Here is a 16,426-nt window from a genome sequence, read left to right as displayed (position 1 = left end):
CCCATGACAAATTAATTTTGTCCTATGACAATAATATGTTTTAAAAAACTGCGCAAGTTTTTTATCCTCTTACTCGACAAATCACTTGCGCTTACCCAAAAAACCATTCATCACCGTGATTAAATCACGCACCAGACATTAAAGGGATTGGGATTTTGCCATAGCTAATATTATTGAGCAGGTTTCCAAATAAACTGAGCAGCTTCAAAATGATGGGGAATCAATTTCTGGGCATAAAAAAGGTCCGTAATCTTTTGCTGTGATTCAATGACCTCAGGTGTTAAAAGCGCTACAGGATTTGGGCTTGGCTTTTTCGCAATTACTTTTTGAGTCACTTTGATATCCAAGCCTGTGCTCTTCGCCAAAATTTGTGCCGATTCAGATGGATGGGCACTGATCCATTGATCACTTTGATTTAATACAGTCAATACTTTTTGCGCATCCAAAGGGTGGCTTTTGACAAAATCTGGCTGTGCCAAATAGTAACTATAGGTTGTTGGCAAATCCGTGGACTCGAATAAAATTTTTGCATTTCCATCAATTTCAGCAGCACTGATATAAGGATCCCACACTGCCCAGGCATCGATTGCCTTTTTATCCAAAGCAGCGCGTGCATCGGATGGTGTAAGCCAAACAGGTTGTATATCAGCCCATGATAAATGCGCTTGCTTTAACGTTTCAGCCAAGAAGTTATGCGCACTTGAGCCTCGGGTTAATGCCACTCGTTTACCTTTCAAATCTTCAAGGATTTTGATCGGACTTTGATTCGGCAATAAAATCGCATGGGCCTGACGTGATGATTGCTCATAGCCTAAATAGTTCAATTGCTTACCCGCAGATAAAGCAAATACAATCGGTGCATCACCGGTATAACCGAAATCGATTGAATGAACGGATAAGGCTTCTAAAGTCTGCGGACCAGCAGGAAATTCTTTCCATTCAATTTTTACATGAGGGAATTCTTTTTCAAACCATCGATTCTGTTTCGCCACAATCAATTTTAAAGCCGCTTTTTGATAGCCAATATTGAGTGTACTGATCTGATTCTGATCAATGTTTTTTTTATCATTTGGCGTCTGTTTTGAACAACCTGATAGCAGTAATCCTGTGCTAAAAATGGTAATTATCCCGTAAGCCGCTAACTTATTCATATTCGCTCGAATCATTTAAGATTTCATCGAGTGTATACAGACAATAAAGTATTGATAAATATATAATCCTTATATATTTATCACATAATATTCACTATAGTTTCTAAACTTTTCAATATTCTATTTTTTATAACGAATACAATTACGCCCTTCTGCTTTGGCTAAATATAAATATTCATCTGCGGATTTAAACACCTTATGAATATCGGTAGATATTTCAGGCCAGTGCGCAATACCGATCGATACAGTCACTGGAGGGATATGGTCAATTGGACTTTTTTCCAACAGCTGGCGCACTCTTTCGGCAATATTGATACTTAGATTCTGGCTATCTATTGGACTTAGAATGATAAATTCCTCGCCTCCAATTCGACAGCAAATATCAATATTTCGTACACAGTCTTTAATATTCTGGGCGGTCCGCTTTAACACCAAATCCCCCATCTCATGCCCGTATTGATCATTGATCTTTTTAAAGTAATCAATATCTACAGCAATAATGGCAAAAGGGATATTGGCTTTCATCAAACGTTCAATATGTAATTCCATCCCACGACGGTTATAAAGCCCTGTTAAAGGATCCGTATTGACATAATGATTGAGTGTCGAAATCCGTTTGCTAAAATTTGAAGAACTTTGCAACAAAGAACGTTTAAAATTTCTGACTTCATAATAGAGCGCATCAACATCTTTAATTTGATTGGCTGTTTCTGGATTGTTTAAATGGCTCGCCATCGTGGCCAAACGATTTAATGGTGCAGAAATATAATATGAAATTTTCCAAATGATTAAAAAAATTAGAATATAAAAAACAAGCATATAAGCAATAATTTTATATATAAGATTAGGTACTTTTTCTAATAGTTTGTGCGTGGGCTGTTGCGAAACAATAATCCAATCAGTGTGTTTCACTTTTGCAAAACCCGCCAAATTGTCTACGCCTTTACTGTTGATCAATCTGATTTTCCCAATTGAATGTTTCTCCATATAATCCAGACCTGTATTGTCTGTTGCATATGTTCCTATTCGATGAACATCAGGATGAAAAATAATTTTATGCTGACTATCGAGCACATACATATAACTGTCTTTATAATTAAAACTAATGGTCAACAACTCATTGATAATATTTCTTTCTTTTAAATAAATCGCACCACCTACAAAGCCTAAATAGTTTTTATGCCTATCAAAAATTGGTTGTGAAATAAACACAATCAAATTCTTTTTTACTGAGTAATAAGGGCTTGTAATGACTGTTTTCCGCGTATCTAAAGATTCAGTAAAACCCAGTGTTCTATTGATCACATTTTTATTCAGTGCAATTTTCGAGGGTGAAAAATTGAGGATTCGACCATTTTTATCAGAAATAATCACACTATCAAAAAAGTTAGACTGGAACTTGAGACGATCTACTTCTGATTGTTTAAATTTTTCGTCATCAAATGACTGTCCCAATAACATGGCACTGTAATCAAGTTGTTTTAATACCGTCTGGATCTGTGAATCCGTTTTTTGCGCAATCTTCGTTGCATACTCCATATTCACAGACAAAGATGTATCTAATAATTCTTTTTTCTGAATAGAGTAGTTTACGAATAAAGATGCAATGAATAGGATTACAATACTGAAAATGGCCAAAAATAGAATAAGTTTTCTTAGGTTTAATTTTAAACAAAATATGAATTTTTTTAGTTTCATTGAGTCAATTGCAAACAGCATTTGCTTGAATTTTATGCTCTTTTAATCATTATTACTAGAATATTTTTATTATTATTAAACTTATTTCCTACTCTTTTAAAATCACATGCGCATAATATTATCAACAAATTATAAGCGCCAATTCATATAATAACACTTAGAAAAATTATAACTCTCTGTAATATAAAAAAGAAATTGCTATTACCTTCTAATTTAAATATATACTCAGGGGATGTATTTTTCACCTTTCAGATTTAATGTAAAAATATATTATTTTCATCAATCTTATTTTAAACATATATTAAGCTTAACTTGTCATATTCTTTATTTCAGCTAAAATGATAGCGTATAACCATCCAAACAATGACATATTTTCACTCATCCCCATTACAAAACCAATGGGCAATATTTAAGCATTGTATTTTTCTGGAAATGAACCCAGATTATAAAAAGTGCATTCTATGTAAAAGAGCTTTTCCTTAATCGAAAAAACTAAACATAAGGTGGTCATTTATATCCTATTCAATGATTCAAGCAGATTTACTTTAAAAACAAAATTCCATATTAATGGTAATTTTGATATTTCTGCATCATCAAGTGGTATGGTTTTCAGCCAGTCACCTTATAACTGCAATTAACTAATACGATCATTTGCCTTGAGTAACATAGGGTTTGGCAAGCAAAAAATTTAAATGTTGTTGTACCGCAGCCCATTCACTTTTTACAATACTATAGACATAGGTATCCCGCAAAACATCATCTCTCACAATTTGGTGACTGCGCAATATACCATCGAGTTTTGCACCTAAGCGTTCAATAGCAGCTCGGCTTTTAAAGTTAAATGATGATGTTCGAAACTCAACCGCAATACAATCCAATTGGTCAAAAGCATAACTTAAAAGTAACTGCTTACATGCTGTATTGACATGTGTCCGTTGCACAGATTGTCTATACCAGGTTGAACCAATTTCGACACGGCGATGGGTCGCTTCGACATTCATAAAACTGGTCATGCCTAAAACTTTTGCTGTTTGTTTTTCAATAACAGTATAAGGCAGCATCTTTCCCTGAGTCTGTAAATTCAATCGTCGCTGAACTTCTGACTCCATTTGCTCTGGGGTTGGGATATGAGTAAACCATAAGTTCCACAACTCGCCATCGCATACGGCTTCCATTAATGCTGCTGTATGTTGCTTTTTTAGCGGCGTTAAAATGACATGATCATTTTCCAAAACCTGAGGTGTTAACCAAACCATTCAATTCTCCTACTACCCATATAAATATGATTCTTTATTTGTTTTTAGTTTCAGCAACTTGATGCATTGCATCAGCAATCACACTATGTTCAGTATTGGATAGTGCCTCTGCAACACCAAGAACATCTCGATAATCTTTGTTCTGACCGAGTTTTGATTTTCCTTGAAGTCGTGTAATTTCAATTTCGATACCCACAATTTCTTGAAGCATTGGTTCCAGATAATCCTTGGGAGCATCAGACATTTTCCACGGCGTAGGTTGAGTTGCTTCATGTGTCCGAGTTAATCGCGCCACAACGCCCCGTACATAACGCTCGTCATCATGAATACGAACTTTGCCATGTGCATGAACCACCCTGTAATTCCATGTCGGGACTTGCCGATGATGTTCATGTTTACTTGGATACCATTGTGGAGAGATATAAGCATCTCCTGCGCGAAATACCACCAACACCTCATCACCATCATTTAACACCTGCCAAATTGGATTCTGTCTCGAAACATGGGCATGGAGTGTACCCAATTCAGACTGCTCAAACTGCAATTCGAAAGGCAAATGGTTTGCATCTAGTCCCTGTGTACCATGGCTCATCAATATTCCCAACGGATATTCACACATCAGTTGATGCATCTCTTTAACGTCAGTGATTTCAAAATCTTTAGGGATATACATGACTGCCTCCTGTCACAACAGTAAATAAAACATGATCTTGTTATTGTAAATTTTCGGGTTTAATTGGATTATTCAAAAGTACCAGTTTGTATTTATTTAAGTGATCCAGAATTATGGCGAGAATGGCAAAAGTGGTTGAGCTTCCTTCAATTTCAAAACTCAACAAACAGCAAGGTAAAGTGACTGCACAATTGATACAAACCCTCAGAGAAGCTGTACAACAAGGAGATTTAAAGGCAGGTGATTCTTTGCCCTCGTCACGTGAATTGGCGCTCAGCTTAAGTGTTTCCCGTGGAACGGTGATTGAAGCGTATGATCAATTATTGGCAGAAGGTGTTTTAGAGGCACATCCACGTAAGGGAACCTTTGTTGCACAGTCTTTAACCAACACGCCACCTCAACAACTTCAAAAAGACACGATTACGGAAGCATTTAAATCAAATTTGACAGCAGCCGCACAAGCCTATGCCGAGATATTAAAAGAATTTAAACCCTTGCCTCATTTACCCTTTGCAGTATCTGTACCTATTGGACGTACACAACCGAATGATGTCTGGCGTAAATTTGGCAATCGTTATCGTGCACGCGGAGAAGGCATACCCTCTGGTTATGATGATCCTCAGGGCATAGGGTCACTGCGAGTTGCGATTGCAGATTATGTTCGTCGTTCTCGTTCAGTTCATTGCCAACCTGGACAGATTGTGATTACCAATGGAATACAACAAGCATTATATATTTGCAGTCAAATTTTATTTCAACCACAAGATCAGGTCTGGCTTGAAGATCCTGCCTATCGTGGAACATCAGCCATTTTAGAGAATGCGGTACAAAAAATTCAAATCGTTCGCGTCCCTGTCGATGAAGAAGGAATTCAAGTCAATACAGGCATCCATCTTGCTCCTGACGCGCAGGCAGCTTTTGTTACCCCCTCCCATCAATACCCGATGGGCATGCCCATGAGTTTGTCTCGTCGCAATGCCTTATTGGCATGGGCATCACAAAAAAATGCATGGATTATTGAAGATGACTATGACAGTGAACTGCGTTATCACGGGCAACCTTTTCCAGCTCTGCAAGGTTTAGCACCTGAACGTGTCATCTATTTGGGTACTTTTAGCAAGGTCCTTTTCCCTTCACTTCGACTGGGTTATGCAATTTTACCGCAAGCCTTGGTTGCACCTTTTTGTGGTTTAAGAGTGTTGATCGACCGCCATCCTGCATCGGCAGATCAACATGTGCTCGCCAAGTTTATTGAGCAGGGTTATTTAGAACGGCATATCCGTAAAATTCGCCATGTTTATGCCGAAAACCGTCAGCATCTGATGACGATGATTGCACGACATATCCCTGAACATCTCGCTTATTTAGAGTCTGGAGATCAAGGCATGCATATGGTGCTTTGGCTCGCAGAGCATATCAATGACCTTGCCATCGCCCAAGCAGCCGTAGACATGAAAATTGCAGTAAAAGCCATTTCTCCAACTTTTTCAGCACAACGAAAACGTTCAGGTTTAATTCTTGGCTTAGGTGATTTTAATCTCGAGCAGATGGAAAGTGCAGTCATGACTTTAGCTGATCTCATTCATCATGCTGATGTTAAATCAGTATCCATCTAGTCAATCAGTTAAAAACATATATCGAAAAAATCGAGTTTCTCTGGATCAATATGAGTCTGTGCAGATCTATCTATACAGACCAGTTTAGATCTGAATCCAACTGCACAGAGTCAATTCTTGGTTTAGTGCTGTTCCTGTTGATATTCCTGAATAGCTTCTTTGGCAATGCGAAAACTGTCTACCGCAGCAGGTACACCACAGTAAATTGCAACCTGTAATAGTACTTCACGAATTTTCTCTTTCGATACGCCATTTCGCAATGCGCCTTTAACATGTAATTTTAGCTCATGTGGGCGATTCAATGCAGAAATCATGGCGAGATTAATCAGACTGCGCTCAGGTTTGCTCAGTTCTTCACGTCCCCACACTGCACCCCAGCAATACTCGGTGACTAACTCCTGTAAGGGTAAATTAAAGTCATCGGCATTGTTGATCGATTGATTGACATAATCTTCACCCAGTACTTGTTTACGAATCACAAGACCTTTTTCAAATGTTTCATTACTCATGGATTTAATCCTCCAAATAAGGTGTATTTAATTTCAAGGTAATCTTCAATGCCATACTTTGAACCTTCACGCCCTAAACCTGATTGTTTGATTCCGCCAAATGGTGCAACCTCATTGGAAATCAATCCCTTATTGACACCCACCATGCCGTATTCCAATTGTTCACTCATGCGCCAAGCACGTCCAAGGTCTTTGGTATAACAGTAAGCCGCTAAACCAAACTCTGTTGCATTGGCCATCTCTAGCGCCTGTTGCTCGGTTTCAAACTTAAATATGGCAGCAAGGGGACCAAAGGTTTCCTGAGTTGCCACATCCATGCCTGCGTTCACATCCGCAATAATGGTTGGCTGATAAAATAATTCACCTGCGCTGTGACGTTGTCCCCCTGTCACCAAACGCGCGGATTTGGATAATGCGTCTTGTATATGAGCTTCAACTTTTTTTACAGCATTCAGATTAATCAGTGGGCCAATTTCAGTACCGGCATCCAAGCCATTGCCAATTTGAAAAGCACTGACTTTTTCACTTAATGCATCGATGAATTTATCGTAGATGCCTGCTTGAACCAAAAAACGATTTACACAGACACAGGTCTGCCCTGCATTTCGATATTTTGCAATCAATGCACCTTCAATGGCGGCATCCAAATCTGCGTCGTCAAAGACAATGAATGGTGCATTACCACCCAATTCCAAAGAGACTTTTTTTAAGGTTTGTGCTGAACGTTGGTAAAGCATTTTTCCCACAGGGGTAGATCCTGTAAAGGTAAACTTCCGCACCGCATCACTTTCAAAAATAGCATCTCCGATCGTGACTGCATCCCCTGTAATTACACTGAAAATTTCGGCAGGAATCCCCGCTTGCACAGCTAAATCAACCAAGGCTAAAGCTGTAAACGGTGTTTCAGGTGCAGGTTTAACAATACAAGGGCAACCTGCCGCCAATGCAGGCGCTACTTTTCGTGTAATCATCGCTGCTGGAAAATTCCACGGCGTAATCGCTGCAACGACTCCGATCGCTTGTTTTTGTACCACAATACGTGCATCTGGATATGGGCTTGGCACGACATCCCCATATACGCGCTTTGCTTCCTCAGCAAACCACTCCACAAAACTGGCAGCATACAAAATCTCTCCTCTCGCTTCTGCCAAAGGTTTGCCCTGTTCACTGGTGAGAATAAAAGCCAGTTCATCTGCTTGTTCAACCATCAATTCAAACCAACGTTTTAAAATGATTGAACGATCTTTTGCTGTTTTATTTTTCCATGCTGCCCAAGCATTGGCAGCAGCTTGAATGGCTCGTTGTGCTTCGGTTTTCCCCATATTGGGTACGGTCCCAATGCGCGCTTGAGTTGCAGGATTATAAATATCTGTAGTTTGAAGGTTGTCAGCATCACACCATTGCCCAGCGACAAAGGCTTGTTGGTGAAAGAGAGACATGTCTTTGAGTTGCATATGGATCATCCTGTTTAGATGTAAACATCCATGTGTGTTTATACATCTATGCTTTGTATAAGCACACACTTGGTCCTGTATTATGGCATACCATAAAATTAATGAAAAAAATTTTCGGTTGCCCGAATGTTATGATTCAAGGTTAAAAATAATAGAATAAAGTTAAATTCAATAACTTATTCCACTTATTGTCATCCCCCAACGCTAACGATGCCGCATGACCACCAATAAAAGGATCATTTTTACTCAAGATATATTCAGCTACTAAAGAAAGCTGTTTATGATCAATGGAGACCCCCAAAATATTTCGGATGGAATCTTTTGCTTCAGCCTGATCTTTGTTGTAAACGCTATACATCATATAAGGGGTAATATTGCCAATTTTTCCAACATCTTTAAATGCATATCCAAGATCAGCCGTGTAATAACTGGCTTTGTTAGCGACGGCATATTCAGTATCATAAGATCCCATGAGCGAAGTGTCAGGTTGAATTAAATCTTTATTGTTGACATCATTTTTACCTCCAGTCAAAGTCAATCCAAGCTGCCCATAATTGACCTTGGTAAATACTGACCAAGCTTGACGTCGTCCAGTCTGGTTGGTTTTCTTGTTATCTATTTGCGAGATCCAGTAAGACGCACCAAGCTGCGTATCTAAACCCTCGATACCCAAGGGAATATTTTGACTTACCCGTCCCACCCACATATTTTTCTCTTGTAAGTTGGTTTGTGTCACATCATCAGAACGAACGTAATTTGCCGTATAGCGGCCCGAATCTGGTGTATAAGTACCAGAATAATGACCACCATCAATCGCAAAATAACCAAGATCAAATTTGGTCGCTGACGATAATTCAGCATGATAATTCACACCAACATTATGTACGTCTTCTAACCCCGCAGTGGTGTTGATACTTCCATACAAGCTATTGCCCCAGAAACGTCCAGGTCCAAATGGAATGGCTTGCATACCCACGACAAGTTGATCCGTTTTATTCAAACGATAACCTGCATAAGCATCAATCATGCTGGAAAAATCACAAAACCGCTCATACTGATAACAACGATATTCTGCGTGTCCAAACAGATTTCCACGTTCATAATCCAATTTAAGTTGCGCTGCATCGAAACGGATTTTTTGATCATCGGCACTTTCACCATAGTCTTTAACTTGGTAATTACCCCTTACATAACCAGATACAGTGAGCTGACCTGTTTCACTGTTGGATTCACCAAAACTCATTCCAGCATTGCTTGGTGAAATATACGCAGCAAAAATTGCTGCCATAACCCGTTGTAAGTTCTTCTTTTTCATCGTGAGGATTCCTTTCTCATCACATCTCATTTTAGGCTTCAATATTCAAAGCCGAATGCGTAGATTTAATCTTTCCTAGATTAAACAGGTAATACACCGCAAAGCTGACCACCAAACCAATGACCCAAGATACATCAACATCAGGAATCACATGGGCAAATGGCCCTGTAAAAAAGGCATTGGTCAGGAAAGGAATCTGTATGATAATTCCAATAAAATAAGCGGTGAGTGCTTTGGCATTGAACTTGCCATAGATACCGCCATCTTGAGCAAAGATCGACTGAATATCATAAGATTTCTTGTTGACCACATAGAAATCCAACAGGTTGATTGACACCCACGGCACCAAAATGAAGAGTAAGGCAAAAATCACGTTCAGGAAGAAACTGATAAAGTTGCTCGAAGCCCATAATGCAGTGAAAGTTGCCAGAATCAGTACCGTAACTGACAGCACAATTCGAATATTTTTACTCGGTATCCATTGGCCTGCAAAGGTTTGAATCGAGGTAATGCAGGACAAAACTGCACCATATAGATTCATGGCATTGTGACCAATAATATTGCAAAGAAATAAAATCATCAGGACATAGCCAAATAATCCTGTGCCTGACTTTACCGCCTCCATGGCATCAGTTGTTGAACCAATACTGACCGCTACAGTTCCAAAGCCCATTGCGAAGATTGTGCCTAGAGATGCGCCTAAATAGGTAAAAATAAATGGTTTATAGATGCCAATACTTTTAGGCAGATATCTTGAGTAGTCTGAAGTATACGGAGAAAAACTAATTTGCCAAACCGCACATAAACCAAACATGGCAAACCAGCCTTTCAGGTTGAAAGTTCCTTTTGCCAACACCTCAGCATTGATATGCGGCAGCATAATGATTAGGCCAATCAGCAGCGAACCACCCATAAACCAAGTTCCAATCTTATTGAACTTATGAATCAGGTGATAACCGACGATTCCAATGGTCGTTGCTGCAATTGCCCCGATCACGGTTGCTGTAGGTACAGGAATTGCAGGCACAACCGTATGTAAAGTTTTACCCGATAGAATAATATTCGAGATAAAGAATCCGAGATAAATCAAAGTCGTAAACAACACCACCAACAATGCACCATAACGTCCAAATTGCGCACGGCTTTGAATCATTTGTGGAATGCCCACTTGTGGTCCCTGTGCAGAGGTCAATGCTAGAATCGCTGCGCCAAAGAAGTGTCCTGCACAAATTGCCACTAAGGCACTGATTAAGCTCAAGTGAAAGGTGAGCATGGACATTGCACCTGTAATCACGGCCAAAGGCGCAATATTGGTACAAAACCACAAGGTAAAAAGATCCCGAACCTTGCCATTGCGTTCAGAGGGATCTACATAATCAATCGAATGGCTTTCTATCGCAAAAGCATTTTTTTCATTTTGACTCATATCCTTAATCTCTCTTTGAGGAACTCATTTCCTCAATAACCATGTATTTGTAAGCGTATACTTAGGTTTCACAACCCGCCCTGTCAGTGCCATATCCTGATGACCTGACTTCAGTTTCTACTTTTTCGGCGTGCTGACATTCAATCATCTGAATAGATTCAGCTGAAAAAAGGTAAAAAGCTCCTCAAGCGAGACTTTATGAAAAGCTCAACAACACCTATCTTTTTCAATTTCAGTAAACTTTATGGAATTTCAGGGTTCTGCATATATTTTCATCCTTGAAGTTAAATTCCTTGAATTAAAATGTGATCATTTAGTCCATGACCATCATTTATCTCATGACTATTATCTATCTCATGACTCTTATCTATCTCATGATAAAGGAATCATCAATCGGTTGATCAGAAGTACGTAACCAAACCGTTTTGGTGGTGGTGTAGTCTAATACCGCCTCAAAACCACCTTCTCGACCATGCCCAGATAAGCCATGACCACCAAAAGGTGCAAGTGGTGACACTGCACGATAAGTATTGAGCCAAACAATGCCTGATTGAATCGCTTTCGTCATGCGGTGTGCGCGACTTAGATTTGTAGTAAAGATGCCTGCGGCAAGACCATAAGCCGTACTGTTTGCTGTGTGTATTGCCTCAAGCTCTGTTTTAAAACTGACCACGGACAGCATTGGACCAAACAGCTCATTCATTACACAATCGGCCTGAGTCGCATCACTGCAATCCAAAATAGTCGGTGGATAGTAATAGCCTGCACGGTCAATACTCTCTCCACCTGTCAATAGCTTTGCCCCCTGCTGAATTGAACTTGCGACAACCTGTTCAATTTTTTGCCTTTGGCGTAAAGTACACAATGGACCAAACTCAGTTGCCATATCCTCAGGCAACCCAATTTTGATGCTTTGCACACGTTGTACCAAGCGTTGTACAAATTCATCCTTGATGCTTTCTTCAACCAATAAACGGGAACCTGCCACACAACTTTGTCCAGTTGCAGCAAAGATCGCTGCGACTTGAGCATTCACAGCACTTTGTAAATCAGCATCTGCGAACACAATAAATGGAGATTTCCCTCCTAACTCAAGAGATACTTTGGCAAGATTTTCAGCAGAATTTCTGACAATATGCTGTGCTGTTTCAGGTCCGCCTGTGAATGCTACATGCGCAACGTCAGGATGACGGGTTAAAACAGCACCACATTCAGCCGCAAACCCTGTAATCACATTCACCACACCCGCAGGGAAACCAGCTTCATGTACTAAGCGTGCAAAAGCCAGCAAAGGTGCTGGACCTTCTTCCGACGCTTTTAACACTACACTACAGCCTGCTGCCAAGGCAGGACCAACTTTAACTGCGGATAAAAACAACTGACTGTTCCAAGGTACGATTGCTGCAACAACACCTACAGGCTCTCGAATGGTCCAAGCTTGCATATCAGGCTTATCAATCGGCAAATATCGGCCTTCAAGTTTGTCAGCAACACCCGCATAATAGCGGTAATACTCAGCCACATAGGCAATCTGGCTCGACGTTTCACGGATAATTTTACCGGTATCTTGTGTCTCATACAGCGCCAACTCTGGTGCTGATCGTTCAATCAAATCCGCAAGTTTATACAGCAACTTACCCCGCTGAGACGCGGTTAAATCGGCCCAAGCTGAATCTTTTAATGCCTGTGAAGCAGCTGCAACCGCACGATTAACTTCATCTGTACGTGCTTCAGGCATTTTTGCCCAAACTTGTCCTGTTGCAGGATTGATACTGTCAAATTGTGCAGCACCATCCTCAAACTGGCCATTGATATATAACTGAAACGGAGAAGTCATGGTCTTCTCTCCTATGCAAAAGCTGGCATCACTTCGTTGATCATACGTTCCAATGAGGCTTTTTTACGTTCAAAGCTCATTCCTGTATCGATCCAGAATGAGTATTCGTTATAGCCCATTGCTTCATAAGCTTTTAAACGATCAATCACTTCTTGAGCTTGACCAATCACGTTATTTTTACGCATCGCTTCAGGACTATAGAACGGATGCTGCGCCATTTCTTCCTTGGTCATCGGTGCAATCAGCCCTTGGCTAATTTCACGCTCATTTTTAAACCATGCACCAAAATAATTATAGAATGTATTGATTTCATCTGCGGCGAGTTGAGCATCTTCCTCACTGTCAGCGACATAGGTATGACGAAGTAGCATAATTTCAGGACGTGGAATGTCTGCAAATTTTTCACATGCTGCATTAAAGTTGCCCATCAATTTCTCAACTTCTTCATCGCCCAAATGCAATGGTGTCACCTGCACATTACAGCCATGCTGAACTGCAAATTCATGACTATTTGGATCACGTGCCGCAACCCAAATCGGCGGATGTGGCTCTTGTAAAGGTTGAGGAGCTGAGGTAGTTTTCGGAAATTGCCAAAACTCACCTTGATGCTCGTAATCGCCTTTCCACAAGTTTTTAATGGCAGGAATCATTTCACGCAAGCGTTGCCCTGCACTCCATGCATCCATACCCGGTACCATGCGCTCATATTCGAAAGAATAAGCTCCACGGGCAATACCAATATCCAAACGACCATTGCTGATAATATCAGTCATCGCCGCTTCACCGGCCAATTTGATTGGATGCCAAAATGGTGCAACGACTGTGCCTGTACCCAAGCGCACATGTTGAGTTTTGTTGGCCAAATCAGCCAAATTGATAAATGGGTTAGGCGCAATGGTAAAATTCATCGCATGATGTTCACCTGTCCAAATCGCATGCATTCCGCCTCGATCTGCAATCTGACAAAGTTCAACCATTTCATCATAAAGCTGTTTTTGTGTTTGCTGATCAGAAACACGTTCCATGTGTACAAATAATGAAAAACGCATAGTTAAACTTCCTCTTTAACAATTTGACGAACTGTACCTGTCGTTTGATTACCGTAATACACCCCATATGTTTTCAGGTAATTTTCTTTACGATAACGCATCAACATGCTTTCCAAGGCACTATCAACAAAACTAAGCTGTTCAAGATCATTCAAATCTATAAACTGACCTTTATGTGCTTGAAGTACAGGGGTATTACATAAGAAGGCAATATACTGTTGCTGTGTGGTGATATCGTCATATACAGAATATATAAAGCTTGGCGATGCTTCAGGTTGATAGACACTGAAGATTTTTTCGAGGGCTTTTTCAGCACCGTCTTTGTCGACGAGCAAATGTGGCAAAGTCCATTTTCCGTCAGCAGTTTGTTCAAGCAAAATCTGGTTTTCATGACCGATTAAGGCCATCATCATGACTTTCATGCTTGAAATCACATCTGTCGATGATTTAGCTGGGGTGAAATAAGCGCCACGATAATAACCAAGACCGGCAAAGCCTGCTGAAGCAAAGTTTTCTACTTGACCAATCAAAATAGCATGGTCACCTGCATCTACAATTTGATAAGTGGTGCAATCAAACCATGCACTCACGTGATCAATAATTGGATTTTGATACTGACTCGTCTTCCAAGACAGATTTGCAAAACGATCATCACTTGGTCGTGCAAAAGTATTGGAAATATCTTTCTGCTCTTCGGCCAAAATGTTAATCGCAAAATGCTGTGCCTTGGCAAAATGATGATAATTGCTCGATGTCTTGGCAATGCTGACCAGCAGCAATGCTGGGTCCAAAGACACCGAAGCAAAAGAGTTTGCAGTAAAACCGAGAGCGGTTCCATCATCTGTACAGGTTGTGACTACTGTAACGCCGGTCATAAATGATCCAAAAGCGTCACGTAGTTCACGTATTTTATTTATCGTATCCATTTCACTCATTGCCATATTCCTTCATCAAGCAATTTAGACGCTGGTTTCCAACCAAGCTTGCATTGCATTATTCACTTTGTCTGGTGCAGTTAAATTCACCATATGCCTTTCATTTTCAATCACAATTGCTTTTGCATTTTGTGCTTGTTGAGCCATTTGTATTGCCATTTCAGCAGTTGAGTTGGGATCACCTGTTCCTGTTAAAATCAAAGCAGGACATGTGATTTTTGACCAATCATCTGCATAGGTTGAATCTCCTTGAGCAAATGCTGAATAAGCCGTAGCGTAGCCAGACATATCCACGGCCTGTAACCATGACTTCACTTTTAACGCCGCTTGACGCTCTGCCTCACTGTCGCCAAACCAGCGTTGCAATGGTGTATCAATGTCGATCTTTCCTGTTTTCAGTGCTTCAGCACGCTGAAGCACTGCATTTTTAGCTTTTTCTGTACGTTTATAAACACCATTTAAAACAGCCATTCGCTTAACCAAGTCAGGACGTGTCGCACTCACGCCTGTGGTAATCAAAGATCCCATTGAGTGCCCAGCTAAATTCACAGCCCCCACATTCAGTTGGCTAATGAACTCTATAGTCCAGTCAACAAATGCCTGTAAAGGCGCATCATTGGCCAACTGCGTACTCTGACCATGACCTGGCATATCCACCGAAATTACACGATAGTGTTTCGAGAAAAATTCTATTTGTGGATACCACGCTTCGGCTTGCATACCCACCCCGTGAATGAGCACCAATGGCTCACCTTCACCCTGCTCAAAATAATGAGCGATCCGATTATTTGACAGCTGCAGGGTTTTTGAGATCATGACCTAACTCTTCCAAATCTTGATAACGATCACCAATACGATGATGTGGACGTCCACCTGTTGCGGCACCAATCACCACCACCAATTCATCAGCTGCAGGCGCATCTGGGATGGCAAATTGTAAAGTCAGATAATGAGAACGACGACCTTCATCATTTTTATCCATCATAGGAATCAAGATCGGTGCATTGGCAGGACCACGGGTATTGTTAAATGCTAAATAAGATTTTGCACCGACCGCACTACGGTAAGTATTACCAAAATGTAGGGTGTGAATCAGTGCAGAAGCATGCTCAAGCTCACCGTTTAAACCCACGACTGCACTTTTACCGAATGCTTGTACAGCTTCACCTGAACCGATCTCATCCAAAATCAGACCAGTTAAATGCTCACTTAAAATAGGTGCAATACGGCGAATCTCTGGTGCCAAGTTTTCAACATAGCCCTGTCCTGCCCATGGATTTTGGATTACAGCTGCTGCTGCAACCATTTTTAAAGGTATTGCTGCTTCTTTACCACCATCGACATAGGTCGTTTCAACATGCAGTACAGTTTTACGGATTAGATTCATTGCTCTTCCTTGTGAATTCAACTTGTCATTCGTATTATGGTATACCATAATACATAATGAAAAAAAAGCAAGAGTTTGCTATGCTAATTTTGACAAAGAAACATGTAACAAAATTGTGCA

14 protein-coding genes are annotated in these 16,426 nt (G+C 40.4%); 1 reads left to right on the top strand and 13 read right to left on the bottom strand.

The genetic code is table 11. From position 1 onward, the window contains the following. Positions 1-170: 170 nt before the first annotated feature. The 4 genes from OSH00_RS14705 to OSH00_RS14690 all read right to left on the bottom strand — a co-directional run bounded on the left by OSH00_RS14705 (position 171) and on the right by OSH00_RS14690 (position 4,778). A complete protein-coding gene (locus tag OSH00_RS14705) occupies positions 171-1,151 on the bottom strand; it encodes an aliphatic sulfonate ABC transporter substrate-binding protein (protein WP_266131054.1) in 981 nt (326 codons plus the stop codon). 120 nt (positions 1,152-1,271) lie between these two features. Beyond that, complete coding sequence (locus OSH00_RS14700; protein WP_420909527.1) at positions 1,272-2,870, bottom strand: sensor domain-containing diguanylate cyclase; 1,599 nt, start codon at positions 2,868-2,870, stop codon at positions 1,272-1,274. A 626-nt stretch (positions 2,871-3,496) separates the two neighbouring features. Then, on the bottom strand, positions 3,497-4,105 hold the full coding sequence (locus tag OSH00_RS14695) for a GNAT family N-acetyltransferase (protein ID WP_266131052.1): 609 nt from the start codon (positions 4,103-4,105) through the stop codon (positions 3,497-3,499). A 34-nt stretch (positions 4,106-4,139) separates the two neighbouring features. Then, the gene (locus tag OSH00_RS14690) at positions 4,140-4,778 is read right to left on the bottom strand and encodes an FMN-binding negative transcriptional regulator (protein WP_266131051.1); all 639 of its coding nucleotides are present in this window, start codon (positions 4,776-4,778) and stop codon (positions 4,140-4,142) included. Between the two features lie 113 nt (positions 4,779-4,891). Here OSH00_RS14690 and pdxR point away from each other — a divergent pair, with 113 nt between their 5' ends. Next, a complete protein-coding gene (pdxR, locus tag OSH00_RS14685; protein ID WP_266131050.1) occupies positions 4,892-6,394 on the top strand; it encodes a MocR-like pyridoxine biosynthesis transcription factor PdxR in 1,503 nt (500 codons plus the stop codon). A 122-nt stretch (positions 6,395-6,516) separates the two neighbouring features. Here the strand turns inward: pdxR and OSH00_RS14680 are convergent, their stop codons facing one another. The 9 genes from OSH00_RS14680 to OSH00_RS14640 form a co-directional block, all read right to left on the bottom strand. Next, the gene (locus OSH00_RS14680) at positions 6,517-6,903 is read right to left on the bottom strand and encodes a carboxymuconolactone decarboxylase family protein (protein ID WP_266131049.1); all 387 of its coding nucleotides are present in this window, start codon (positions 6,901-6,903) and stop codon (positions 6,517-6,519) included. Further along, positions 6,900-8,357 (bottom strand): NAD-dependent succinate-semialdehyde dehydrogenase, encoded by a 1,458-nt coding sequence (locus OSH00_RS14675; protein WP_266131048.1) that lies wholly within the window; start codon positions 8,355-8,357, stop codon positions 6,900-6,902. Before OSH00_RS14675 ends, OSH00_RS14680 begins: the two co-directional genes overlap by 4 nt. A gap of 142 nt (positions 8,358-8,499) precedes the next feature. Beyond that, on the bottom strand, positions 8,500-9,672 hold the full coding sequence (locus OSH00_RS14670) for a hypothetical protein (protein ID WP_266131047.1): 1,173 nt from the start codon (positions 9,670-9,672) through the stop codon (positions 8,500-8,502). A 31-nt stretch (positions 9,673-9,703) separates the two neighbouring features. Continuing rightward, positions 9,704-11,098: a purine-cytosine permease family protein gene (locus tag OSH00_RS14665; RefSeq protein ID WP_266131046.1), complete on the bottom strand. Its 1,395-nt coding sequence runs from the start codon at positions 11,096-11,098 to the stop codon at positions 9,704-9,706. 367 nt (positions 11,099-11,465) lie between these two features. After that, positions 11,466-12,935, bottom strand: a complete 1,470-nt coding sequence (gene tgnC, locus OSH00_RS14660; RefSeq protein ID WP_266131045.1) for a (Z)-2-((N-methylformamido)methylene)-5-hydroxybutyrolactone dehydrogenase — start codon at positions 12,933-12,935, stop codon at positions 11,466-11,468. A gap of 11 nt (positions 12,936-12,946) precedes the next feature. Continuing rightward, positions 12,947-13,984 carry a flavin-dependent trigonelline monooxygenase oxygenase component gene (tgnB, locus tag OSH00_RS14655; protein ID WP_266131044.1) on the bottom strand — a complete coding sequence of 346 codons (1,038 nt, stop codon included), beginning with the start codon at positions 13,982-13,984 and terminating at the stop codon, positions 12,947-12,949. A 2-nt stretch (positions 13,985-13,986) separates the two neighbouring features. Beyond that, positions 13,987-14,919, bottom strand: coding sequence for a flavin-dependent trigonelline monooxygenase reductase component (tgnA, locus tag OSH00_RS14650; RefSeq protein ID WP_266131043.1), 933 nt, complete (start codon positions 14,917-14,919; stop codon positions 13,987-13,989). 24 nt (positions 14,920-14,943) lie between these two features. Next, positions 14,944-15,735, bottom strand: a complete 792-nt coding sequence (locus OSH00_RS14645; RefSeq protein WP_266131042.1) for an alpha/beta fold hydrolase — start codon at positions 15,733-15,735, stop codon at positions 14,944-14,946. After that, on the bottom strand, positions 15,704-16,306 hold the full coding sequence (locus OSH00_RS14640) for an amino acid synthesis family protein (RefSeq protein ID WP_266131041.1): 603 nt from the start codon (positions 16,304-16,306) through the stop codon (positions 15,704-15,706). The genes OSH00_RS14645 and OSH00_RS14640 overlap by 32 nt, the downstream gene beginning before the upstream one ends. Between the last annotated feature and the right edge of the window lie 120 nt (positions 16,307-16,426).

Source organism: Acinetobacter nematophilus (assembly GCF_026344175.1).
Taxonomy (GTDB): Bacteria; Pseudomonadota; Gammaproteobacteria; order Pseudomonadales; family Moraxellaceae; genus Acinetobacter; species Acinetobacter nematophilus.
The sequence above is the reverse complement of the archived record's forward strand: the minus strand, read 5'-3'. Positions and strand labels throughout refer to the sequence as shown.

Bases quoted from the DNA above. Each gene is read 5' to 3' on its own strand.
- tgnC (WP_266131045.1), bottom strand. From the start codon at position 12,935: ATGACTTCTCCGTTTCAGTTATATATCAATGGCCAGTTTGAGGATGGT.
- OSH00_RS14675 (WP_266131048.1), bottom strand. From the start codon at position 8,357: ATGCAACTCAAAGACATGTCTCTCTTTCACCAACAAGCCTTTGTCGCT.
- pdxR (WP_266131050.1), top strand. From the start codon at position 4,892: ATGGCGAGAATGGCAAAAGTGGTTGAGCTTCCTTCAATTTCAAAACTC.
- OSH00_RS14640 (WP_266131041.1), bottom strand. From the start codon at position 16,306: ATGAATCTAATCCGTAAAACTGTACTGCATGTTGAAACGACCTATGTC.
- OSH00_RS14680 (WP_266131049.1), bottom strand. From the start codon at position 6,903: ATGAGTAATGAAACATTTGAAAAAGGTCTTGTGATTCGTAAACAAGTA.
- OSH00_RS14645 (WP_266131042.1), bottom strand. From the start codon at position 15,735: ATGATCTCAAAAACCCTGCAGCTGTCAAATAATCGGATCGCTCATTAT.
- OSH00_RS14695 (WP_266131052.1), bottom strand. From the start codon at position 4,105: ATGGTTTGGTTAACACCTCAGGTTTTGGAAAATGATCATGTCATTTTA.
- OSH00_RS14705 (WP_266131054.1), bottom strand. From the start codon at position 1,151: ATGAATAAGTTAGCGGCTTACGGGATAATTACCATTTTTAGCACAGGA.
- OSH00_RS14700 (WP_420909527.1), bottom strand. From the start codon at position 2,870: ATGCTGTTTGCAATTGACTCAATGAAACTAAAAAAATTCATATTTTGT.
- tgnB (WP_266131044.1), bottom strand. From the start codon at position 13,984: ATGCGTTTTTCATTATTTGTACACATGGAACGTGTTTCTGATCAGCAA.
- OSH00_RS14665 (WP_266131046.1), bottom strand. From the start codon at position 11,098: ATGAGTCAAAATGAAAAAAATGCTTTTGCGATAGAAAGCCATTCGATT.
- tgnA (WP_266131043.1), bottom strand. From the start codon at position 14,919: ATGAGTGAAATGGATACGATAAATAAAATACGTGAACTACGTGACGCT.
- OSH00_RS14670 (WP_266131047.1), bottom strand. From the start codon at position 9,672: ATGAAAAAGAAGAACTTACAACGGGTTATGGCAGCAATTTTTGCTGCG.
- OSH00_RS14690 (WP_266131051.1), bottom strand. From the start codon at position 4,778: ATGTATATCCCTAAAGATTTTGAAATCACTGACGTTAAAGAGATGCAT.